The 21,396-nt window shown below is 72.4% G+C and carries 19 protein-coding genes; 6 read left to right on the plus strand and 13 right to left on the minus strand.

The genetic code is table 11. The features are described 5' to 3' along the window. Positions 1-395 precede the first annotated feature (395 nt). The 3 genes from ABLM29_RS16375 to ABLM29_RS16385 form a co-directional block, all read right to left on the minus strand. Positions 396-1,697 carry an MFS transporter gene (locus ABLM29_RS16375; protein ID WP_349715311.1) on the minus strand — a complete coding sequence of 434 codons (1,302 nt, stop codon included), beginning with the start codon at positions 1,695-1,697 and terminating at the stop codon, positions 396-398. A gap of 123 nt (positions 1,698-1,820) precedes the next feature. Beyond that, the gene (locus ABLM29_RS16380) at positions 1,821-2,561 is read right to left on the minus strand and encodes a L,D-transpeptidase (RefSeq protein WP_349715312.1); all 741 of its coding nucleotides are present in this window, start codon (positions 2,559-2,561) and stop codon (positions 1,821-1,823) included. A gap of 46 nt (positions 2,562-2,607) precedes the next feature. After that, positions 2,608-3,405, minus strand: a complete 798-nt coding sequence (locus tag ABLM29_RS16385; RefSeq protein WP_349715313.1) for a ParA family protein — start codon at positions 3,403-3,405, stop codon at positions 2,608-2,610. 60 nt (positions 3,406-3,465) lie between these two features. On the opposite strand from ABLM29_RS16385, the gene ABLM29_RS16390 reads away from it, so the two are divergent. Both ABLM29_RS16390 and ABLM29_RS16395 read left to right on the plus strand, forming a co-directional pair. Continuing rightward, on the plus strand, positions 3,466-4,227 hold the full coding sequence (locus ABLM29_RS16390) for an SDR family NAD(P)-dependent oxidoreductase (RefSeq protein WP_349715314.1): 762 nt from the start codon (positions 3,466-3,468) through the stop codon (positions 4,225-4,227). A 108-nt stretch (positions 4,228-4,335) separates the two neighbouring features. Continuing rightward, positions 4,336-5,307, plus strand: a complete 972-nt coding sequence (locus tag ABLM29_RS16395; protein ID WP_349715315.1) for a PDR/VanB family oxidoreductase — start codon at positions 4,336-4,338, stop codon at positions 5,305-5,307. Positions 5,308-5,541: 234 nt separating this feature from the next. Here the strand turns inward: ABLM29_RS16395 and ABLM29_RS16400 are convergent, their stop codons facing one another. Together ABLM29_RS16400 and ABLM29_RS16405 are read right to left on the minus strand one after the other, a co-directional pair. Then, positions 5,542-6,825, minus strand: a complete 1,284-nt coding sequence (locus ABLM29_RS16400) for a cytochrome P450 (RefSeq protein WP_349715316.1) — start codon at positions 6,823-6,825, stop codon at positions 5,542-5,544. Positions 6,826-6,858: 33 nt separating this feature from the next. Further along, positions 6,859-8,211, minus strand: a complete 1,353-nt coding sequence (locus tag ABLM29_RS16405) for a glutamine synthetase family protein (protein WP_349715318.1) — start codon at positions 8,209-8,211, stop codon at positions 6,859-6,861. Between the two features lie 138 nt (positions 8,212-8,349). On the opposite strand from ABLM29_RS16405, the gene ABLM29_RS16410 reads away from it, so the two are divergent. Further along, entirely contained in the window at positions 8,350-9,162 is an 813-nt protein-coding gene (locus ABLM29_RS16410) for an acetoacetate decarboxylase family protein (protein ID WP_349715319.1), read from the plus strand. Between the two features lie 17 nt (positions 9,163-9,179). After that, positions 9,180-9,677 (plus strand): MarR family winged helix-turn-helix transcriptional regulator, encoded by a 498-nt coding sequence (locus tag ABLM29_RS16415; RefSeq protein WP_349715320.1) that lies wholly within the window; start codon positions 9,180-9,182, stop codon positions 9,675-9,677. Positions 9,678-9,732: 55 nt separating this feature from the next. Here the strand turns inward: ABLM29_RS16415 and ABLM29_RS16420 are convergent, their stop codons facing one another. The 5 genes from ABLM29_RS16420 to ABLM29_RS16440 are packed head-to-tail and all read right to left on the minus strand — an operon-like array spanning position 9,733 to position 15,353. Next, a complete protein-coding gene (locus tag ABLM29_RS16420; protein WP_349715321.1) occupies positions 9,733-10,470 on the minus strand; it encodes a gamma-glutamyl-gamma-aminobutyrate hydrolase family protein in 738 nt (245 codons plus the stop codon). Beyond that, positions 10,463-11,959 carry an aldehyde dehydrogenase family protein gene (locus ABLM29_RS16425; protein ID WP_349715323.1) on the minus strand — a complete coding sequence of 499 codons (1,497 nt, stop codon included), beginning with the start codon at positions 11,957-11,959 and terminating at the stop codon, positions 10,463-10,465. The genes ABLM29_RS16420 and ABLM29_RS16425 overlap by 8 nt, the downstream gene beginning before the upstream one ends. A gap of 42 nt (positions 11,960-12,001) precedes the next feature. Further along, positions 12,002-12,862, minus strand: coding sequence for a fumarylacetoacetate hydrolase family protein (locus ABLM29_RS16430; protein ID WP_349715324.1), 861 nt, complete (start codon positions 12,860-12,862; stop codon positions 12,002-12,004). 37 nt (positions 12,863-12,899) lie between these two features. Continuing rightward, a complete protein-coding gene (locus ABLM29_RS16435) occupies positions 12,900-13,865 on the minus strand; it encodes a DODA-type extradiol aromatic ring-opening family dioxygenase (RefSeq protein ID WP_349715326.1) in 966 nt (321 codons plus the stop codon). A gap of 3 nt (positions 13,866-13,868) precedes the next feature. Next, the gene (locus ABLM29_RS16440) at positions 13,869-15,353 is read right to left on the minus strand and encodes an aldehyde dehydrogenase family protein (RefSeq protein WP_349715327.1); all 1,485 of its coding nucleotides are present in this window, start codon (positions 15,351-15,353) and stop codon (positions 13,869-13,871) included. 194 nt (positions 15,354-15,547) lie between these two features. Between ABLM29_RS16440 and ABLM29_RS16445 the strand changes: the two genes are divergently transcribed. Together ABLM29_RS16445 and ABLM29_RS16450 are read left to right on the plus strand one after the other, a co-directional pair. After that, positions 15,548-17,089, plus strand: coding sequence for an APC family permease (locus tag ABLM29_RS16445; protein WP_349715329.1), 1,542 nt, complete (start codon positions 15,548-15,550; stop codon positions 17,087-17,089). 115 nt (positions 17,090-17,204) lie between these two features. Further along, positions 17,205-17,939: a type 1 glutamine amidotransferase gene (locus ABLM29_RS16450; RefSeq protein WP_349715330.1), complete on the plus strand. Its 735-nt coding sequence runs from the start codon at positions 17,205-17,207 to the stop codon at positions 17,937-17,939. 57 nt (positions 17,940-17,996) lie between these two features. Here the strand turns inward: ABLM29_RS16450 and ABLM29_RS16455 are convergent, their stop codons facing one another. The 3 genes from ABLM29_RS16455 to ABLM29_RS16465 are packed head-to-tail and all read right to left on the minus strand — an operon-like array spanning position 17,997 to position 21,366. After that, positions 17,997-19,691, minus strand: a complete 1,695-nt coding sequence (locus ABLM29_RS16455; RefSeq protein WP_349715331.1) for a PhnE/PtxC family ABC transporter permease — start codon at positions 19,689-19,691, stop codon at positions 17,997-17,999. Then, positions 19,688-20,446, minus strand: coding sequence for a phosphonate ABC transporter ATP-binding protein (locus ABLM29_RS16460; protein WP_349715333.1), 759 nt, complete (start codon positions 20,444-20,446; stop codon positions 19,688-19,690). Before ABLM29_RS16460 ends, ABLM29_RS16455 begins: the two co-directional genes overlap by 4 nt. Continuing rightward, positions 20,443-21,366 carry a putative selenate ABC transporter substrate-binding protein gene (locus ABLM29_RS16465; protein ID WP_349715334.1) on the minus strand — a complete coding sequence of 308 codons (924 nt, stop codon included), beginning with the start codon at positions 21,364-21,366 and terminating at the stop codon, positions 20,443-20,445. The genes ABLM29_RS16460 and ABLM29_RS16465 overlap by 4 nt, the downstream gene beginning before the upstream one ends. Between the last annotated feature and the right edge of the window lie 30 nt (positions 21,367-21,396).

A 21,396-nucleotide genomic window follows, 5' to 3' on the forward strand; every position in this document is an offset into this window, starting at 1 on the left:
TCTCAGGAAGTAGGCGTGCAGCGAGTGGGGCGGCCGGTCCGTCCCGGAGCCCTCGACGGTGCGCGCCGCCGCGACCAGCGCCTGGGCGGCGACGAGACCGCGGCGCCGACAAGGCCCCCGCCACCGAGGCGAGCGCCGCCCCGGCCTCCGGCGGCTCCGCCGAGTCCGGCGACCAGGCCGGCGAGGGCCAGCGCAGCGGCAACCGGCGTCGTCGCCGCCGTCGCAGCGGGGGCGGTGGCGGCCAGTCGGGCCAGTCCGCGCCGTCCGCCTCCACCGAGGGCTGAGGCACCAGCCGACCTCGGGACACCCACCGCAAGGGGGGTAGTCCCTGACGAAAAGCACCCGAAACCCGCCACGGGCGGTGCTTTTCGTCAGGGACTACCCCCTTTGTCGCGTCAGGAGTCGCCGGCGGCGGCCCGTGCCGCCCGCTCGGCGACGGCGTGCTCGTCGGTGCGCGCGTCGTAGGACCAGAAGTCGCGCAGCAGTGCCGCCGTCAGCCCGACGCCCGCGACGCACGCCAGCCCGCCGCTGGTGATGGCGGCGCGGACCGACCACAGGTCGGCGGTGAGCCCGGCCCGCACCTGGCCGCCGAGGGGACCGACGGAGTACGACAGCATCTCGATCCCGGCGAGCCGGCCGCGCATCGCCTCCGGGATCGTCTGGTTCCAGACCGTCGAGCGGAAGATCCCCGAGATCATGTCGGCCGCGCCCGACAGCGCCAGGAAGAGCGCGACCAGCCACAGGCTCGGCATCAGCCCGGCCGCGGCGACCAGGGCGCCGTACGCCGCCGCGGCGACCACGATCGCGCGGCCGTGGTGGTGCACCCGGCCCACCCAGCCCGACAGGACCGTCGCCCCGATCGCTCCGACCGTCTCCGCCGAGTAGAGCAGCCCGAGGAGCTCCGGACGGGAGAACACGTCCTCGGCGAGCGCCGGGAACAGCACCACCGGCAGCGCCAGCAGCATCGCGGCGATGTCGATCAGGTAGGTGCCGAGCAGGTCCCGGCGGCCGAGCGCGTAGCGCACCCCCTCCCCGATCCCCGCCAGGCTCGGCGCCGTCGTCTCCTCGCGGTGCGGGTAGGCACCCATCCGCGCGTAGAGCAGCGACGCGACCAGCAGCCCGGCCACGTCGACCACGAAGCACCAGCCCACGCCGACGAAGGCGATGAGCAGGCCGCCCACCGCGGGGCCGACCAGCACGCCCAGCTGCATGCCGAAGCTCGCCATCGCGTTCGCCGCCGGCAGCGCGTCGTGGGCGACGGTGCGCGGCAGCAGCGCCTCCCGCGAGGGTCGCTGCAGCGACGACGTCGAGGCCAGCAGCCCGGCCAGCACGAAGATCAGCGGCACGCTCGGGTCTGCGCGGAACGCGTTCCAGGCCAGCGCGGCGGTCACCAGCGCCTGGGCCACGCCGGTGATCACCAGAAGCCGCCGCCGGTCGGTGTGGTCGGCCAGCGCGCCGCCGTACAGGCCGAAGACGACCAGCGGCACCAGCTCGACCAGGCCGATCGCACCCACGGCGAGGTTCGACCCGGTCAGCCGGTAGACCTGGAACGGGATGGCGACGTAGCTGACCATCGCGCCGAGGTAGAAGACGGTGCCCGCCGACAGCAGCAGCCGGAAGTCACGGGAGGTCCGCCAGGGCGTGAGGTCCATCCGCAGGCGGCGCAGCAGGTCGAGCACGAGCAGCGATGCTCGCACGCGCTGGGATCGCAGGGCCACCGGGTTTCCGCCCGACCACCGAGGCCGGGTAGTCCCTGACGAAAAGCACCTGAAGACCGCCGGAGGCGGTGCTTTTCGTCAGGGACTACCCACCTGGTGACGTCAGGCCGTGACGACGACCGTGGTGCCCTCGGGGGCGAACCGCCACAATGCGACCGCGTCGCCGCGGGCCTGCCGGATGCAGCCGTGGGAGCGGGGTGATCCCAGCTCGGCGCGGGACTGCAGCGGGCGTCCGTCCTTGACGGGGATGGTGTGGAAGCCGATGGCGGCGCCGCTGGTGCCCTGGGTGAAGCGGACGAAGTACTCCATCGTGCCGGAGTCGTCGATGCCGATGGCGTGGCGGGAGCGGGAGTAGACCTGGTAGGTGCCGGGGAACAGGTTGTCCAGGGTGCTGCCGGAGACCGGGTACGTGCGGAGCACGGCCTCGTCGTCGTCGTCGCCGCGCACCAGCCAGACGCGCTGCCGGCTCTCGCTGAAGACCACCCGCGTGCCGCTGCCGGAGCCCTCGGGCAACGGCTCGTACGCCGGGTCCGGCTCCTGGGTCGAAGTCGGGGCGGGCTTCGGCGAGGGCGCCGCGGGTGCCGAGGCGGACGGGGCCGGCTCCTCGGCCGGCTCCTCGGCGGGCTCGGTGGCCGGTGCCTCCGCCGAGCGCTCCGCGGCGCGAGCGGCCGGGGCGGTGCGCTCCGCGGCGGGCTCCGCCGGAGCGGCCTCGGACGCGGCGATCGGCTGCGCGACCACCCCCGCCTCGTCGGTCGGGTAGAGGCCGGTCGCGCCCAGCAGCGCGACCACGGTCACCACCGCCGCGAGCGACGCCACCACGATCCGCCCGTAGCGCGGGCGCACCTCCGCCCGGTGGCTGCCCCGGGGGCGGCGCGCGTGCCTCACCGGCTCAGCGGCCCGACCGGGTCAGCAGGCTCGCGGCCACCTCGCGGTAGGCCTTCGCGCCCTTGCTGGTCCGGCTGGTGGCGAGGATGGAGCGCCCCGCGGCCGGGGCCTCCGCGAACTTGATCGTCTTCGGGATCGGCGGCTCGACGACCTCGAGGTCGTAGGTCTCGGCGATCGTGTCCAGCACCGCGCGGGCGTGGTTGGTGCGGCCGTCGTACAGGGTCGGCAGGACGCCCCAGACCGCGAGGCCGCGGTTGGTGAAGCGGCGCACGTCGTGCACCGTGTCGAGCAGCTGGCCGACCCCGCGGTGCGAGAGCGTCTCGCACTGCAACGGCACCAGTACGCCGTCGGCGGCCGTCAGCGCGGCGACGGTGAGCACGCCGAGGGACGGCGGGCAGTCCAGCAGCACCCAGTCGTAGTGCTTCTCGGCGGCCGCCAGGTCCTCCAGCACGCCGCGCAGCACGTGCTCGCGGCCGGTCCGGGTGAGCAGGTCGGCCTCGGCCCGGGCCAGCTCGATCGTGGCCGGCAGCAGGTCGACGCCGTCGTCGGTGGAGATGATCACCTCGCCCGGGTCCGACCCCTTGGTCAGCACCTGGTGCACCGAGAGCTCGAGGTCCTCGGGGTCGATGCCCAGCGAGAAGGTCAGGCACGCCTGGGGGTCCAGGTCCACCAGGAGCACCGACTGCCCGAGCTCCGCGAGTGCGGCGCCGATCGAGGCGACGCTGGTCGTCTTCGCCACGCCGCCCTTCTGGTTGGCGACGGCGAGCACCGTGGGAGCGGCGGCGTCCGGCTTGGCGTTCATCACTTCCATCATGCCCGACCGGGTCCCGTTCGGTGGGCTATCACTGCTTGACTGTCCGGCATGTCGACCTCCCTCATCACCGGAGCCACCGCCGGCATCGGCCACGAGTTCGCCGTGCAGCTCGCCGCGCGCGGCGACGACCTGGTCCTCGTGGCCCGCGACGTGGCCCGGCTGGAGTCCGTCGCCGCCGACCTGCGCACGGCGTACGGCGTGCAGGTGGAGGTGCTCCCCGCCGACCTCGCCGACCCCGAGAAGCTGGCCACTGTGGCCGCCCGGCTCGCCGACCGGGAGCGCCCGGTCGACCTGCTGGTCAACAACGCGGGCTTCGGGCTGAAGAAGAACTTCCTCGACAACCCGGTCGAGGTCGAGCAGGCCCAGCAGGACGTGCTGGTCCGCGCCGTCCTCCAGCTCAGCCACGCCGCCCTGGGCGGGATGGTCGAGCGCGGCCGCGGCGGGATCATCAACGTCTCCAGCGTGGCCTCGTTCCTCCCCCGCGGCACCTACAGCGCCGCGAAGGCGTGGGTGAACAGCTTCGGCTCGTGGGCCAACCTGGAGTACGGCCCGCGCGGCGTGAACGTGATGACGCTCTGCCCCGGGTTCGTGAAGACCGAGTTCCACGAGCGCCTCGGCGTCGACCGCGACAAGAGCGCGCCGAAGGTGCTCTGGCTCGAGCCCGACCGACTGGTCCGCGAGGCCCTGGAGGACTTCGACCGGGGGCGCTCGATGTCGATCCCGTCCAAGCGCTACAAGGCGCTGGTCGCGGTCACCCGGGCGGTCCCCCGGTCCGTGCTGGTCCGGATGCAGGGCCTCGGCCGCAAGTAGCGCGAACGGGAACCTCCCGGCAGGAACCTGGCACGAGGCGCTTTACCGTGCGCGGGATCACAGGTATCGTTTGGGTGCGAACGATCTACCAGGAACGGTTGTGACCCCATGACGCAGACTGTCGACTCCCCCACGCAGAGCGAGCTCGCGACCAGCACGGTCGTGACCGCGCTCGAGACGATCGCCGACGACGTGGTCCTGCTGACGCTGGCCCACGCCGACGGCGCCGAGCTGCCCGCCTGGACGGCCGGGGCGCACCTCGACCTCGTCCTCGGGGACGACCTGGTGCGCCAGTACTCGCTGTGCAGCAGCCCCGCCGAGCGCGGGCACTACCAGGTCGCGGTGCTCCGCACGCCCGACAGCCGCGGCGGCTCCACCGCCGTCCACGCGCTCACCGAGGGCACCCGGCTGGACGTGCGCGGCCCGCGCAACAACTTCGAGCTCGCCGCGAGCCCCCGCTACCTGTTCGTCGCCGGCGGCATCGGGATCACCCCGATCCTGCCGATGATCGAGGCGGCCGAGGCCGCCGACGCCGAGTGGGAGCTGCACTACGGCGGCCGCACCAGCGACTCGATGGCCTTCCGCGACCTGCTCGCCAAGCACGGCGACCGGGTGCGCCTGGTCCCGCAGGACCGCGACGGCCTGCTCGACCTCGACGCGCTGCTCGGCGAGCCGCGCCCGGAGACGCTGGTCTACTGCTGCGGCCCCGAGCCGCTGCTGGCCGCCGTCGAGGAGCGCTGCTCCTCCTGGCCCGCCGGCAGCCTCCACCTGGAGCGGTTCAGCGCCAAGGAGCGGGAGGCGACCGGCGAGGATGCCGCGTTCGACCTCGTGCTCGACCGCTCCGGCGTCACCGTCACGGTGGAGCCCGGCGTGACCGCGTTCGACGCGATGCGCGCCGCCGGGGTCAGCGTGCTCGGCTCCTGCCTCGAGGGCGTCTGCGGCACCTGCGAGCAGACCGTCCTGGAGGGCGAGGTCGACCACCGCGACTCCGTCCTCGACGAGGACGAGCAGGCCGCCAACGACTGCATGATGGTCTGCGTCTCGCGCGCCTGCGGCTCCCGCCTGGTGCTCGACGCCTGAGCCACCTCCCCCGGCGACCACGAAGGGCGCCCCGTCCACATCGGACGGGGCGCCCTTCGCCGTACCGGGTTGCGCGAGTCGTCAGAAACTGACGCGACAGCTGCGCGAGTCGCCAGAAACTCTCTGCCGACTCGGGCCGGTGCCCGTCAGCTTGCGCCGACTCGCGCACGACAAGACGATCCGCGGTGCCGGCCCCCCACGGCCGGCACCGCGGATCGCGGTCGGTGACGCTGCTCAGACGGCGGCGGGAGTGATCCGCACCGGGAAGCGCTTGATGCCGTTGACGAAGTTGCTGCGGATCCGCACCACGTCGCCGGCGAGCTCGATCCTCTCGATCCGCGGCAGCAGCTCCTGGAACATCAGCCGGATCTCCAGGCGCGCCAGGGCGTTGCCCAGGCACAGGTGCGGGCTGCCCTTGCCGAACGTCATGTGGTCGACGTTGGTGCGGGTGACGTCGATCGAGTACGGGTCCTCGAACTTGGCCTCGTCGCGGTTGCCGGAGGCGAACCACATGACGACCTTGTCGCCGGCCTTGATCTGCTTGCCGCCCAGCTCGACGTCGCGCGTCGCCGTACGACGGAAGTGGTAGACCGGCGAGGCCCAGCGCAGCAGCTCCTCGACGGCCGTCGGCAGCAGCTCCGGCTTGTCCTTGAGGATCTGCATCTGCTCGGGCTGCTCGATCAGGCCGAGCATCGAGTGGCTGATCGCGTGCCGGGTGGTCTCGTTGCCGGCGATGACGAGCAGCGAGAAGTAGTTGTTGAAGTCCTGCTGGCTCAGCGGTACGCCGTCCTCGGGCATCCGGTTGGCCAGGATCGAGACCAGGTCGGTGCCGTCGCCGCCGGTCCGCTTGTCCTTGAGGTCGTTGCCGTAGTCCCAGACCTCCTGGACCGTGGGCGAGCGGAACGGGAGGTGGCGGTACTTCTCCGACTCCTCCGAGTCCAGCCGCACCTTGGCGTAGTCGGGGTCGGTGTTGGCGACCATCTCGTTGCCCCACGCGATCAGCTGGCCGGTGTGCTCGGCGGGCACGTCGAGCAGGCGGGCGAGGACCTGGATCGGGAAGTCGGCGCTGATCAGCTTCACGAAGTCGATCACGCCGTCGTTCTCCGCCGCGGCGGCGAGGGCGCGGTCGACCGTGGCCTTGGTCAGCTCGCGCAGGAACCCCTCGTAGTTCTTCATCAGGTTGCGCGGGGTGAACTCGCGGTGGATCAGGCGGCGCAGCGCCTGGTGGCGCTCCCCGTCGGTCTCCAGCATCGAGCGGCGGAAGTCGGCCAGGTCGTCGTCGATGTCCTCGAGGTTGACGAACTTCTCCGACGTGTACGAGTCCGGGTCCTTGTCGACGGCCCAGATGTCGTCGTACCGGGTGACGGCCCAGAAGCCGGTGCCGTCCTTCTCCTCGGTCCAGTGGACCGGGTCCTCGGCGCGGAGCGTGTCCAGCTGGGCGTAGCCGCGCTCGTCGGCGAAGCCGTCGAGGTCGGCGAGGTCCACCTCGGCGAGGGGGACGGGCGCGTGACGGGGCATGGGGGAACTCCTCAGGTCAGCGGGGGTGGTGGCTCAGATGTGCGAGGTGTACTCGTGGAACTCCCAGTCGGTGATCCACGTGCGGAAGCGCTCGACCTCGTCGCGCTTGTAGGCGAGGAAGGCCTTGGTGAACGGCTCGCCGAGCAGGTCGCCGAGCTCCTTGTCCTGCTCGAGGGCGTCCAGCGCCTCGGTCAGGTCCTGCGGGAGCTTCTCCGACTTCTCCGGGTCGTAGCCGTAGCCGACCAGCGCCTCGGGCGGCTCGATCTTGTTGCGGATGCCGAGCAGCGCCGCGGCCAGCATGCTCGCGATGGCCAGGTAGGCGTTGGCGCTGGCGTCGCCCAGGCGCATCTCGAGGCGGGTGCCGGAGCCGCGCTCCGGGGGGATCCGGACCATCGCGCTGCGGTTGTCGAGGCCCCAGTCGATCAGCCACGGCGCGAGGGTGTCCGGGCCGAACCGCTTGTAGGAGTTGACGGTCGGGTTGTTGAGCGCGGCGACGGCCGGCGCGTGGGCGATCAGGCCGCCGATGGCGTGGCGGGCGAGCTCGGAGAGCCCGTCCTCGGCCGTCGGGTCCTCGAAGACGTTCGCGCCGTCGGCGTCCACGATCGAGAAGTGCAGGTGGAAGCCGGAGCCGCCCTCGTCGTTGAACGGCTTCGGCATGAAGGTCGCCAGGTGGCCGCGGCGGCGGGCCAGCTCCTTGACGCCGTCCTTGAAGCGGTGGGCGCGGTCGGCCGCGTCGAGCGCGTCGCCGTGCCAGAGGTTGATCTCGAACTGGCCCGAGGAGAACTCGTGGTTCGCCGAGATCACCTCGATGCCGTAGCGGCCGAGCTCCCGCAGCGCGTCGAGCAGGACGTTCTCCGGGTCGCCCTTGCGGCCGGCGGTGTAGACGTTGCCGGTGCCTTCGCCGTACCGCTTCCAGCCGGAGGCGGACTCCGCCGACTCCTCCAGGATGTAGAACTCGAGCTCGGGGCCGACGATCGGGACCAGACCCAGCTCGGCGAACTGCTCCACGAGCTGGCGCAGCACGTAGCGCGGGCTCTCCTGCGCCGGCGTGCCGTCGGGGTTGAAGACGTCGGCGATGCAGTGCGCCACGCCCGGCTCCCACGGCACGGGAAGCAGCGTCGTGACGTCGGGGAACGCCTGCACGTCCGGGAGGCCGTCGGAGAGGCCGCCGTCGAAGTCGACGACGCCACCGCGCGGGGTGGTGCCGAAGACGGAGCGGCAGAACGCCACACCGCTGGAGACGGTCCGGGCGAAGCGGTTGACCAGTACGTCGCGGCCCCGGTCGACGCCGATGAGGTCGGCGTACCCGAGTCGGACGACGTCGATGCCGTCCTCGGCGAGGCGGTCCTGGGCCGGCTGGAGACCGGAGGTGTCGAAATGGGTCACGGCCTGTCCTTCCAAATCGTTTGGGCCCAAACATTAACGAGGTGTGGCCGGGAACACAAGGGTTTCATCCTCGGCCGTTCGTAGGTATCGTACGGATCCAAACGATTACCTCGCCGCGCGCCAGATCCAGGAGTTGCCATGCGCCAGATGAACGGATTCCTCTTCCCCCGGACCGCGTCCGGCACCTCGTCGCTGATCCCCTCGCCGCCCTGGTACTACTCGGGCGACCTGCTCACCGTCGAGTACCGGACCGACCCCGCGCGGGTCGAGGCGCTGCTCCCGGAGCCGCTCGAGCTCGCCCCCGAGGACCCCGGCGCCGTCGCGCTGATCTGGGCGGACTGGCAGTCGTGCTCCGGGTCCCGCGAGCAGCTGCTGGACCCGGTCCGCTCGCAGTACAAGGAGGCGTTCGTCGTCGTCCGCTGCTCCTACCAGGGCGTGACCTACTCCCGCTGCGTCTTCATCTGGGTGGACAAGGACTTCGCGATCGCCCGCGGCCTGCACCAGGGCTACCCCAAGAAGCTGGGCTCGATGTGGCAGACCCGGCCGCACCCCTTCTCCCACGCCGCGCCGCAGATCGGCCCCGGCGGCGTCTTCGGTGCCACCCTCGCGGCCGGCGACCGGCGCCTGGCCGAGGTCGTGGTGACCCTGCGCGAGGAGTCGGAGACCAACGGCTTCGTGAACGGCCACCCGATGGCCCACCACCGCGTCTTCCCCGACATCGCCGGCAACGGTGACGCCTACGCCGAGCTGATCTCCTCCGGCGCGAGCGCGTTCCAGGGCGGCCAGTCCTGGAAGGGCGACGCCGACCTGCGCCTCTTCGAGGCCCCCACCGAGGAGTTGGCCTCGCTCGAGGTCGAGGAGGTCATCGGCGGCTACTACCGCCAGGTGGGCGTGGAGTGGAACGGCGGCACCACGCTGGCGAACCTGATGCCCGCTGAGATGACCGTCTAGCACCTAGAGTTTCGCCCATGCCCGACCGCCACACGCTCGAAGAGACCGAGCGCGCGACACGCGAGCGGGTCCAGCACCTTCCGCTGGACTTCGCCGCGTCGCACGCGCTGCTGAGCATCTACCGGGCCGCCAACGCGGTGCGCGGACGCCTGACGAACGCGGTGCTGCGCCCGCACGACCTGACCTGGACCGGGTTCCTGGTGCTCTGGACGCTGTGGATCTGGGACTCGATGGAGACCCGGGACGTCGCGGAGTCGGTGGGCATCAGCAAGGGGACGCTGACCGGGGTCGCCAAGACCCTGATGGCGCGCGGGCTGATCGACCGGGTGCCGAGCACCGAGGACCGGCGCCTCGTCAACCTCCAGCTGAGCGAGGCCGGGCTAGCGCTGATGGACAGCATCTACCCCGAGTTCAACAAGACCGAGTCCCGGATCGTCGGCAACGTCGACGCCGAGCAGCTCGAGATCATGACCGCCGCGCTGCGCTCGCTGGTGGAGTCCTCCGAGAGCGACTGAGCCTCCCGCACCGGCGCGGCCGCGCCGAAGGCGCGTCGTCACCGTCACATGAAGGTCAGCGAGCGCGGGCGGCCTCCACCAGCGCCCGTACGACGGCCAACTGCTGCGGCTCGCCCGCCCAGGTGTCCTCGGGGTGCCACTGGACGCCAAGGAACCAACCCGCGGCGTCGGCGATCTCGACCGCCTCGATCACGCCGTCCTCGGCGCGCGCCACGACCTCCATGCCCGCACCGAGCACGTCGAGGCACTGGTGGTGGTAGCAGGAGGACTCGATCTTGTCCCCCACCACCGACGCCAGCAGCGAGCCCTCGGCGACCGCCACGGCGTGCACGCGGTGCCGGTGGTGGCGCTCCTCGCCGTAGGCCTCGTCCATGTCCTGGACGACGCGGCCGCCGCGGGAGACGTTGACGACCTGGAGGCCCCGGCAGATGGCGAGCAGCGGGATCCCCCGCTCCACGCAGACCCGCGCGACGGCCAGGTCGAAGGCGTCCTGCTCGACGTCGACGTCGTAGAGCGTCGCGTGCTCGTCCTGGCCGGACCAGCGCCCGGCCAGGTCGCCGCCGCCCGGGAGCAGCACGCCGTCGGCGTACCGGAGGCGGCGCGCGACCTCGGCGTCGTCGACCTCACCGCCGGGGGCGTGCGGGTGGATCACCAGCGGCTCGCCCCCGGCCGCCCAGACGGCCTCGACCAGGTTCCGCGAGGTGACCTCGGCGGCGTACCGCAGCGCGGAGGCGCCGCTGGAGAACCGGGCGGGGATCGCGATCAGCGGGCGGTCGGCGGGGGCCTCAGCCATAGTGGATCCAGGTGGTCTTGAGGTCGGTGTACTCGTCGAGGGCGTGGCGCGACTTGTCGCGGCCGAAGCCGGAGAGCTTCACGCCGCCGAACGGGACGCTGAGGTCGCCCTCCTCGTAGCAGTTCACCCAGACGGTGCCGGCGCGCAGCCGCCGGGAGACCCGGTGCGCGGTGGCCAGGTCGGAGGTCCACACCGCCGCCGCGAGCCCGTACGGCGTGTCGCCGGCGACACGCACGGCCTCCTCCTCGTCGGCCACCTCGAGCACCGACAGCACCGGCGCGAAGAGCTCCTCGCGGGCCAGCGGGTGGTCGGCGGCTATGCCGGTGACCACGGTCGGCTCGAGGTAGGGGCCACCGCTCCCGGCGAGCGTGCGGCGCCCGCCGGTGCGGACCTGCCCGCCGGCGGCGAGGCCGGCCTCGAGCTGCCCGAGCACGCGCCCGAGCGAGCGCTCGTCGACCATCGGGCCCATCCTCGTCGCCGGGTCGAGCGGGTCGCCGGGCGCCCACTGCGCCGCGGTCTCCACGACGCGCGCGACGACCTGCTCGGCCACGTCGCGGTGCACGACCAGGCGCGAGCCGGCGGTGCACATCTCGCCGGTGTTGAAGAAGATCGCCCAGGCGGCGGTGTCCGCCGCGGCGTCCAGGTCCGGCGCGTCCGGGAGGATGATGTTGGGCGACTTGCCGCCCAGCTCGAGGTAGACGCGCTTGAGGTTGCTGTCCGCGGAGTAGCGCAGGAAGTGGCGACCGACCTCGGTGGAGCCGGTGAAGGTGAGGATGTCGACGTCGTCGTGCTGCCCCAGCGCCCGGCCGACGACGACGCCGTCGCCGCTGAGCACGTTGAGGGCGCCGGGCGGCAGGCCGGCCTGGACGCCGAGCTCGGCCACCCGCTGCATGGAGAGCGGCGACTGCTCGGCGGTCTTCAGCACCACGGTGCAGCCGGCCGCCAGCGCCGGGGCGAACTTCCAGCCGGCGATGGTGAGCGGGAAGTTCCACGGCACCACCGCGGCGACCACGCCGGCCGGCTCGCGGGTGACCAGGGACAGGTCGCCCTCGGTGGTCGGGGTGACCTCGCCGTGCTCCTTGTCGGCCAGCTCGCCGTAGTAGCGCAGCGTCCGGACCAGCGCCCGCAGCTCGATCTCGTGGGCGAACCGGATCGGCTTGCCCATCTCCAGGCTGATCAGCAGAGCGAGCTCGTCGCGGTGGGCCTCGACCAGCGCCGCGAAGGCCTGCAGCACCTCGCCCCGCTCGCGCGGGTGCATCCGCGGCCACGGGCCGCTGTCGAACGCCCGGCGCGCGGCGGCGACGGCCCGGTCGGCGTCGCCGGCGTCCGCCCAGGCGAGGTCGCCGAGCCCGGAGCCGTCGCGCGGGGTCAGGATGGTGCGGGTGCCGGCGGCCTCGCGGTACTCACCGCCGACGAAGACCCCCTGCGGGACCTTGACGCCGGCGGCGAGCGCCGCCCAGTCCGTCGCACCGACGTGGTCGGTGGTCATGCTCACTCCGTGCTGGTCGGTTGCGGTGCCGTCGAACCGCGCTCAGTGCGCGGCCGGCTGTGGCTTGCGGATGCCGCGGAACTCCCAGTCGCCACCCTTGGCCGTGGAGAGGACCTCCTCGGACTCGGTCGGCTGGGCGCCCACGTCGCTGCGGATCGGGGTCGGGCCGGTGACGATGTGGTTGCGCAGCGTGCCGAGGCCCTCGACCTCAACCTCGACGACGTCGCCGGGGTAGACGGTCCGCGAGATCGCCGGCGTGCCGGAGAGCAGCAGGTCGCCGGGGTGCAGGGTGATCGTCCGCGCGATGTCGGCGACGAGGTAGTGCATGTCCCACTCCATCTCGTCGGTGGTGCCGTCCTGCTTGACCTCGCCGTTGACGCGGGTCTGGATCCGCTTGCCGCGGAAGTCCCAGCCCTCGATGACGCCGGGGCCGACCGGGCAGAGCGTGTCGGCGCCCTTGACCCGCAGCATCGAGCCGGAGTCGGTGTCGCGGAAGTCGTGCAGGCCGTAGTCGTTGGCCACCGTGTAGCCGCGGATGTAGTCCCCGGCCTCCTCGGGCGAGATGTTGCGCGCGGTCCTGCCGATCACGATGGCGATCTCGCCCTCGTAGTTGAGCCACTTGCAGCCCTCGGGGCGGACCACCGCGGCGTCGTGGGAGTTGAGCGCGGAGACCGGCTTGTGGAAGTACGTCGGCGCGGGCGGGAGGCTGACCTCCAGCTCCTTCACCCGGCTGATGTAGTTCAGGTGGACGCAGACGATCTTGGACGGCGTCACCGGGGGCAGGTGGATCGCGTCGGCGATCGCGACCTCGCGGCCGTCGCCGGCGACGAGGGTCTCGCCGCGGCGTACGACGTCGACGGGGTTGCCGTCGAGCAGGATGCGGCGGGTCTCGCGGAGCGTCATCGGGTTCCTCTCAGGGGTGTATCGGTAGGGCCGCGGCTCAGCCGGCGGCGGGGACGTCGGCGACGACCGCGTTGCCGCTGGTCTGCCGCACGAAGTCGGGGTCGGTCGGGGTGGCGTTGGCGGGCGCGAAGCCCTCCTCGGGGCGGTCGAACCAGAGGTGCACCTGACCGGTGCCGACCGAGTTCTCGTACTCGCCGTACTGGCGCGCGGTCGCGGTGCAGTGCTCCTCGCCGAGCGCGCCGATCATCATCAGGTAGTGCTGGAAGCGCGCCTCGGGCTTGAACCGGAGGAACTCCGGCATGGTGTCGAGGACCCGCTTGTGGTCGCCGGCCTTGAACCAGTCGATCCGCTCCAGGTCGGCGGCGAGGGCCTCGGGCGAGTAGATGTGCTCGTGCCCGGCGGCCTCGTGGTCGCGGAGCTGGCGCAGCGGCCAGAACGTGTGCGACATGGCGCCCGAGGCGAGCAGCAGCACCTTGCGGTCGGACTCGGCGATCGCCTGGCCGAGGGCCCGGCCGAGGCGGAGCGCGTCCTCGGAGTCGGCGGTCTGGCAGACGCCGATCGAGATCCACTTCTTGTCGGGCAGGCCCTGTCCCAGGAACTCCCACAGGTTCGTGGTCGCGTAGAAGATCGGCAGCGAGTGGTCGTCGATCGCCGTGATCCAGGTGGAGTTCTGCGGCGCCTTGCTCGCGATCAGGTGGGCCAGCTCCGGGTCGCCGGGGAAGTCGTAGTGGCGGCGCTCCATCCCGCGGGGCAGCTCCTCGGAGGTGAAGAGCCCGCTGCGGCGGTCCTGCGCGGTCACCACGAACTCCACCGTGGTCGCCCAGTGCGAGTCGAGCACCACGACGGTGTCGTAGTCGAGGGTGTCGAACACCTCCCGGCGGAGCTGGTGGAGCCCGGAGACGAGGGTGGTGTCCTCGCCGTTGTTGAGCTCCCGGCGGATCTCCTCGGGCAGCACGATCGTGGGGACGTGCGCCAGCAGTCCGGCGCCGACGATCTCACCCATGGCTCACTCGCTTTCCGTGGTCCAGCCGGTGGGGCTGAACACGCTGTTCTTGATGTCGGTGTAGAAGTCGAACGACCAGATGCCGCCCTCGCGGCCGATGCCCGAGCGGCCGTTGCCGCCGAACGGCGCCTCGAGGTCGCGGACGAAGAAGCAGTTCACCCAGACGGTGCCGGCGTTCAGCGCGGACGAGACCCGCTCGGCGCGGTCGCGGTCGCCGGTGACCAGGGTGGCGGCGAGGCCGAAGCGGGTGTCGTTGGCGATCCGGACGGCCTCCTCCTCGGTCTCGAACGACGTGATCGTGACGACCGGGCCGAAGACCTCCTCCGTCATGATCTCGGAGTCCAGCGCCGCGTCGACCAGGACCGTCGGTCGGAAGTAGAGCCCGCCGAGGTCGTCGTTGGGGCCGCCGCCGAGCAGCGGTCGGGCGCCGTCGGCGATCGCCCGCTCGACGAAGCCCGAGACCGTGTCGAACGCACGCCGGGAGATCAGGGCGGAGACGTCCGTGCCCTCCGCGCGCGGGTCACCCTGGGTCAGCGTGGCGGCCTTGGCGACGACCCGCTCGGTGAACTCGTCGACGAGCGAGGAGTGGACGAGCATCCGGGCGGCCTTGAGGCAGACCTGGCCGGCGTTGTCGAACTGCTCCACCGCGATCTCGACGGCGAGGTCGAGGTCGGCGTCCTCGAAGACGACCAGCGGGGACTTGCCGCCGAGCTCATAGGAGAGCGGGACGATGTTCTCCGCGGCGGCCTTGGACACCACGCCCGCGGTCGGGACGGAGCCGGTGAAGGCGAGCCGGTTGATGTCGGGGTGGGCGGTCAGCGGGGCGCCCGCCTCGGCGCCGGTGCCCTGGACGACGTTGAAGACGCCGGCCGGCACGCCCGCCTCCGCCATGATGTCGGCGAGCAGGCTGGCGGTCAGCGGGGCCCACTCCGGCGGCTTGACGACGACGGTGTTGCCGGCGGCCAGGGCCGGGCCGATCCGCCACGAGGCCAGCATCAGCGGGGCGTTCCAGGGCGTGATGATCGCGACGACGCCGGCCGGGTCATAGGTGATCCGCTCGCGGTGGCCGCGCCCGGGCACCTCCATGTCGGGGTGACCCAGCTGCTTGTCGGCGAAGTCGGCGAACGCGCGGAAGTTCATCGCCACCCGCGGCATCACGCCGCGGCGGTGGCTGCGGATCAGCGAGGCGTTGTCGCGGGTCTCGACCAGGGAGAGGTCCTCGATCCGGGCCTCGATGCCGTCGGCGACGCGGCGCAGGATGTCGCAGCGCTCGGAGACCGAGAGGCCGGCCCAGGCGGGGAAGGCGGCGCGGGCGGCGGCGACGGCGGCGTCGACCTCGGCGGCGCCTCCGGCGGCGACCTGGCCGAGCTCGACCTCGTCGATCGGGGAGACGTCGGCGAAGGTGCGCTCGGAGGCGACCCGCTCGCCGCCGATCCAGTGACGGAGGTCGACGCGGACGCCCTCGACCTCGGCGATGTGCTGCTGCATGGTCCCTCCGGACTTCGACGATCGTTTGGATCCAAACGTAAATGCCGGGCCCCGCCTCCTGTCAAGGGGGCCGGCCCGGCAACACGCCTGCATCATTTGGAAACAAACGTTTTTCCGCGAACCTCTCGACAGATCGTTTGGGTCCGAATATCTTCGCATGATCCAGGTCACACCGATGAGAGGGTTCGACTCCCATGACCACAGACCAAGGCAACTCGGCGCTCTCCCCCGCGCCCGAGCTGACCGCCGAGGAGACGCTCGCCGCAGGCCGGCTGGGCATCGCCGGCATCGTCTTCTTCGTCGTCGCCGCCGCGGCGCCGCTGGTCGGCATGACCGGCGCGGTGCCGGTCGCGATCGTCCTCGGCAACGGCGCGGCCGCGCCCGGCGCCTACCTGGCCGTCGGCCTCGTGCTGCTCGTCTTCAGCGTCGGCTACTCGGCGATGAGCCACCGGGTCAGCAACACCGGCGCGTTCTTCGCCTACGTCGGCCGCGGCCTCGGCATCGCCCCCGGCGTCGGCTCCGCGTTCGTCTCGCTGCTCGCCTACCTGGCCATCCAGCTGGCGATCTTCGGCTTCTTCGGCGCGATCGCCTCGGCCCAGTTCGAGGCCGAGCTCGGGATCAGCCTCTCCTGGTGGGGATGGGCGCTGCTGGCGTGGGCGATCGTCTCCGCGCTGTCGCTGCTCCAGGTCGACATCGGCGCCAAGCTGCTCGGCGTGCTGATGGGCCTGGAGGTCCTCTCCCTGCTCCTCGTCGCCGTGGTCGTGCTGTTCCAGGGCGGCGGCCCCGACGGCCTCGACTTCGCCGCCTCCTTCGCGCCGTCGAACATCTTCGCGGGCGGCTTCGCCGGCTCCGCCGGCATCGCCCTGGCCTTCGCCTTCGCCTCCTACATCGGCTTCGAGGCCACGGCGATCTACGCCGAGGAGACCAAGGACCCCAAGCGCAGCGTCCCGATCGCGACCTACGCCGCCGTCACGCTCATCGCCGTGCTGTTCGCGATCACCTCGTGGGCCGTGGTCAGCGCCGTCGGCAGCGACCACGTGGTCGAGCGCGTCGCCGAGATCTCCGCGATCGAGGGCACCCCGCTCGCCGACCCGGCCGCCGTGCTCTTCTCGGTCGCCGAGGAGTACGTCGGGCACTGGCTGGCCGTGCTGATGAGCTGGCTGGTGATCAGCAGCCTCTTCGCCGGCCTGCTGGCCTTCCAGAACAGCGCCTCGCGCTACTTCTACTCCCTCGGCCGGGCCGGCGTCCTGCCGCGCGCCCTGGACCACGTCAACGGTCGCGGCGCCCCGGCGATGGGCTCGGTGGCCACCTCCGTGGTGACGCTGGCGGTGATCCTGCTCTTCGTGGTCACCGACAAGGACCCGGTGCTCAACCTCTTCTACTGGTTCAGCGCGCTGGCCGTGCTGGCGATCGTGCTCGTCGAGGTCCTGGTCTCGATCGCCGTCATCGTCTACTTCCGCCGCGAGGGCGACCGCCGGTACTGGAACACCGTGATCGCCCCGGCGATCGCCGCCGTCGGCCTGACGCTGGGCGCCTACCTCGTGGCGGCGCGCTTCGGCCTGCTCGCGGGCACCGTCGCGGACGGCGTCGACCCGACCGCCCAGACCTTCGGGCTCTCCGCGCTCGGCTGGACGCTGGTCCTGGCGCCGTTCGCCGTGTTCGCGGTCGGCACCCTGGTCGGCAAGGTGCGCCGCAAGGAGGAGAACGAGGACGCGGTGGCCGACCTGGTCACCTGACCGGACCGACCGCCTCACCGGGGCCCGGGGGTCGCTCGCGCCCCCCGGGCCCCGTCCCGTTCCCACCTCGCCCCAAGCCTTTGTTTGGAACCAAACGATTACCTAGGATGGCCGCATGCGCGTCCTCTTCGTCGCCCACGACCACATGTCGCCAGCAGGCCCCATCGGCGAGCGCTTCGCCCAGCGCGGCTACGAGGTCGTCGTGCACCGCGTGGTGCCCCAGGAGCGCTTCGACACCCCCGGGGTCGAGGCGGACTTCCCCGACTTCACCGAGTACGACGCGGTCGTCGCCCTCGGCGCCCCCTGGTCGGCGTACGACGCGGGCGTCGCCTCCTGGGTCGGCCCCGAGATCGAGCAGCTGCGGCGGGCCGACGCGGCCGGCGTCCCGGTGCTCGGCATCTGCTTCGGCGGCCAGCTGCTCGCCCAGACCCACGGCGGCAGCGTCGGCCGCTCGGACCACCCCGAGATCGGGTGGGTCGAGGTCGAGAGCGACGAGCCCGCGATCGTGCCGGACGGCCCCTGGTTCCAGTGGCACTACGACCGGTGGACGCTGCCCCCGGGCGCCCGCGAGGTGGCGCGCAACGCCGCCGCCTCCCAGGCGTTCGTGCTGCGCCGCAACCTGGCCCTGCAGTTCCACCCCGAGCTGGTCAGCACCACGCTCGAGGGCTGGCTGGGCAACGGCGGCGCCGCCGAGGCGCGCGCCCTGGGCCACCGCACCGACGAGCTGCTCGCCTCGACCGTCGCCACCGACGACCGCAGCCGCGCCCGCGCGCACGCACTGGTCGACGGTTTCCTCGAGCTGGTCGCCGCCGGCGCCGCCGGCCGGGCCGACGCGGTCGTTCTCGGGTGACGTCGGCGACGCTCAGAGCCTGGCCTCACGCCCCCCGGGTGGGGATCGGCGCCGCTCTCACCAGGCGCGTCGCCCCCGCCGACCGACCAGCTCGACGGCTGCACTGACGACGAACGACGCCACCAGTACGCCGGTGACGGCCGCGAAGTCGAACGCTGCCAGGCGGTCCGCGAGCACCCTGCCCAGCCCTGCCGCGCCGACGACACCGACGATCGCGGTGTCCCGGACGCAGATCTCGAACCGGTAGAGCGTGTAGGTCACCAGGTGCCGTGCCGAGGGCGGGCCGACCCCCAGGACCGCCGACACCGACGGCGCGACCCCGGCGTCCCGCAGGGCGTCACGCGGCCGCAGGTCCACGGTCTCCCAGGCCTCGGCCACCAGGCGGGCGAGGATGCCGCCGGTGTAGAGCCCGAGCGCGACGGCCCCGGGGATGATCCCCGGGAAGAGAGCCAGCAGCGCGAGCACGGCCCACACGGTGGGTGGGATCGACCGGAGCACCAGCAGGACGGCCCGGGCCAGGCCCCAGGCCAGCCAGCGCACGGCCCCGACCGATCCGCCGCGTCCGGCACGCGGCCGGCTCGCCCACGGACCGATCACGAGCGTGATCGCGACGGCGATCAGCATCGCCAGCGTGGCCATCGCGATCGTGTCCAGGGAGGCCCCGACCAACGTCGACCAGCCGCCGGGCGGCGGCGCCGGGGGCCACATGTCGGCGAGCAGGCGCGAGGTGAGGGCCCGGGTTCGTTCCGAGAACAGGTTCGCCGGCGACAGCCCGACCCACCACCACGCCGCCGCTGCCACCGGCGGAACCGCCCACAGCGACCAGCGGACCGGCCTGGAGAGCCGTGACGACCTCCGGCCCTCGGCAGGGTCCGACCTCCCCACGACCCAGTCGGCGCAGGTCACGATCGCCAGGTTGCGCCGGACCCGGCTGCTCCACAGCTCGACCAGGGCCGAGAGCACCAGGAGGGCGGTGACGAGGGTCCAGACCTCCTCCCAGTTGCGGGACTGCAGGCTCACGGTGAGCTCGAACCCGAGTCCACCGACGCCTGCGACCCCCAGGACCACCACCGACCGGAGCGCGCACTCGAAGCGATAGAAGGCGTAGGACAGCATCAGCGGCAATGCCTGCGGCAGCAGCCCGTAGGCGAGGGCCGACACCCGCCGGGCGCCGGCGTCGCGCAGCGCCCGCAGCGGGCCGTCGGGCACCGTGTCGAAGGTCTCCCCGAACACCTGGGCGGTCTGCGCCCCGAACGGCACGGCCAGCGCGAGCACGGCGACCAGCGGGTCGAGCCCGAGCACGCTCACGAACAGCAGCGCCCACACCAGCTCGTGGACCGCACGCACGGCAACCAGGGCTCCGCGCAGCAGCAGCCGCAGTGCGCGCACCAGCGGCGGCGGCTGCCGGTCCCAGGCGACGTCGCTGAGCACCAGGCCCCCCGCCACGCCGAGCACCAGCGCACCCAGCGTTCCGAGCAGGGCGAACGCCACGGTCGTCAGCGTGGCGTCGAGCACGATCCGGAGGAACTCGGGGTCCAGCGAGAGGTCGCGGGCGGTCACGACCAGGTCGTCGAGCAGGGCCAGTCCACCGGTGTTGACCACGGCGCCCTCAGGGACCGCGCGCGCGGCCGACCAAGCGAGCAGCGCGAGCAGCGCCGCCCAGGTGAGCAGTCGCCGGCGGAGCACCTCGGCCCCGGTCGTGCGCTGCGGCCGGGCGCGGTCGCCGGCGCGCGGATCGAGCTGCAGGCTCATGCCCGGGCGTAGAGGTCGTGGAGCCGCTGCTGCTCCAGCTCCGCCACCGGTACGTCGAACACGACCATGCCCTCACGCAGCCCGACGGCGCGCGTGCAGTGCTCCTGGGCAAGCAGCGGCTGGTGCAGGCTCACGACCAGGGTCCGCGCCAGGCCGGGGTCGCCGATCAGGCCGAGGACGTGGGCGGCCCCGACCGGGTCCAGGCTCGAGACCGGCTCGTCGGCGAGCACCAGCTCCGGGCACTGCACCAGCAGCCGCGCGATCGCCACCCGCTGCCGCTCACCACCGGAGAGCCGCTCGGTGCGCTCGTGCAGCGCCCAGCCGAGATCGACGCGGTCCAGGGCGTCGCGTACCTCGTCGAGCCCGCGCGGCCACAGCAGCGACCCCAGCGCCCGGCCGGTGCTCCACTCGGCGAGCCGGCCCGCGTTGACGTTGTGGAGGACCCGCACCTGTTCGACGAGCGTCAGCCGCTGGCTGACCGTGCCGATCCGCCGCTGCAGTCGGCGACGCGGGGATCCGGCGAGCCTGGTGATGTCCTGGCCGAACAGCTCCACGGTGCCGCTGGTCGGTGCCAGCGACCCGCCCATCAGGGCCAGCAGGGTGCTCTTGCCAGCCCCGCTCGCTCCGAGGATCGCCACCCGCTCGCCGGCACGGACCTCGAGGTCGATGCCGGCGAGAGCGAGGTGCCGGCCATAGCTCCGGGCGACGTCTCGCAGCCGGATCGGAGGCGGCCCCGCTGGGCGGGGCTCACTCACCCGAGCAGCCCCTGGTCACGGGCCACGTCCTCGATGGTGTCGTAGGCGGAGTTCTCGGTCGGGATGAACCGCTCGGCGCCGAACAGCTCCAGCACCTCCGCGTCGTCGGGGTCGGACGCGTCGAGACCCAGCAGCAGCTCGGTCACGGCTTCCTGCGTGCCCTCCCCGAAGACCTGGTCGACGTCCGGGCGGGCGAGCCAGTGGTAGTCGACGTAGCCGGGCGTCCGCCACAGGACCTCGACCTGGCCGAGGTCCAGCTCGCCGGCATCGACCGTGGCGTGCCATACCTGTTCGTTGACCGCGCCCACCTCGAAGCTGCCGCTGGCGACCGCCTCGATGGTGGCGTCGTGGGACCCGGAGAAGCCGGGAGGACCCTTCAGCTGGCTCTCCTCGAGTCCTGCCTCGGCCATGAAGTGCTGCGGCATGAGCCGGCCCGAGGTGGAGGTCTCGCTACCGAACGTCAGGCTGTGGCCGGCGAGCGTCGCGAGTCCGTCGACGTCGTCGAAGGTCGTCAGGCCCGCGGACTTGTTCGCGATGAAGAGGCTGTGGAAGTCGGCGTCGATGTCGCGCTGGGCGATCGCCGTCGACCCGGGGACCCGGGTCCGGGCCTGGACGCCGGTCAGGCCGCCCATCCACGCTAGCTGGACATCGCCGACCTCGAAGGCACGCACCACCGCGGTGTAGTCGGTGACGGGGCGATACTCCACGTCGAGGCCGATCGCCTCGCCGAACCGGTCCGCGACGGCGGGATAGAGCCGGTTGAGGAACTCCGGATCCTGGTCGGGGATGGCCGAGATGCTCATCGGCCCGGTCGTGCCCGAGTCGGACGAGCCCTCCTCGTTCCCGCCGCAGGCCGTCAGCAGTAGTCCGCCTCCGAGGCCGAGCAGCACTGCCCGACGGGACGGGGTGGCTGGGCGCATGGCAACTCCTCTTGATCGGGGCGGCGGGTC

The organism is Nocardioides sp. YIM 152588, assembly GCF_040191335.1.
In the GTDB taxonomy this organism is placed as follows: Bacteria; Actinomycetota; Actinomycetes; order Propionibacteriales; family Nocardioidaceae; genus Nocardioides.

Bases quoted from the DNA above. Each gene is read 5' to 3' on its own strand.
- ABLM29_RS16415 (WP_349715320.1), top strand. From the start codon at position 9,180: ATGCCCGACCGCCACACGCTCGAAGAGACCGAGCGCGCGACACGCGAG.
- ABLM29_RS16425 (WP_349715323.1), bottom strand. From the start codon at position 11,959: ATGACCACCGACCACGTCGGTGCGACGGACTGGGCGGCGCTCGCCGCC.
- ABLM29_RS16385 (WP_349715313.1), bottom strand. From the start codon at position 3,405: ATGAACGCCAAGCCGGACGCCGCCGCTCCCACGGTGCTCGCCGTCGCC.
- ABLM29_RS16465 (WP_349715334.1), bottom strand. From the start codon at position 21,366: ATGCGCCCAGCCACCCCGTCCCGTCGGGCAGTGCTGCTCGGCCTCGGA.
- ABLM29_RS16455 (WP_349715331.1), bottom strand. From the start codon at position 19,691: ATGAGCCTGCAGCTCGATCCGCGCGCCGGCGACCGCGCCCGGCCGCAG.
- ABLM29_RS16435 (WP_349715326.1), bottom strand. From the start codon at position 13,865: ATGGGTGAGATCGTCGGCGCCGGACTGCTGGCGCACGTCCCCACGATC.
- ABLM29_RS16445 (WP_349715329.1), top strand. From the start codon at position 15,548: ATGACCACAGACCAAGGCAACTCGGCGCTCTCCCCCGCGCCCGAGCTG.
- ABLM29_RS16420 (WP_349715321.1), bottom strand. From the start codon at position 10,470: ATGGCTGAGGCCCCCGCCGACCGCCCGCTGATCGCGATCCCCGCCCGG.
- ABLM29_RS16390 (WP_349715314.1), top strand. From the start codon at position 3,466: ATGTCGACCTCCCTCATCACCGGAGCCACCGCCGGCATCGGCCACGAG.
- ABLM29_RS16430 (WP_349715324.1), bottom strand. From the start codon at position 12,862: ATGACGCTCCGCGAGACCCGCCGCATCCTGCTCGACGGCAACCCCGTC.
- ABLM29_RS16410 (WP_349715319.1), top strand. From the start codon at position 8,350: ATGCGCCAGATGAACGGATTCCTCTTCCCCCGGACCGCGTCCGGCACC.
- ABLM29_RS16400 (WP_349715316.1), bottom strand. From the start codon at position 6,825: ATGCCCCGTCACGCGCCCGTCCCCCTCGCCGAGGTGGACCTCGCCGAC.
- ABLM29_RS16450 (WP_349715330.1), top strand. From the start codon at position 17,205: ATGCGCGTCCTCTTCGTCGCCCACGACCACATGTCGCCAGCAGGCCCC.
- ABLM29_RS16395 (WP_349715315.1), top strand. From the start codon at position 4,336: ATGACGCAGACTGTCGACTCCCCCACGCAGAGCGAGCTCGCGACCAGC.
- ABLM29_RS16440 (WP_349715327.1), bottom strand. From the start codon at position 15,353: ATGCAGCAGCACATCGCCGAGGTCGAGGGCGTCCGCGTCGACCTCCGT.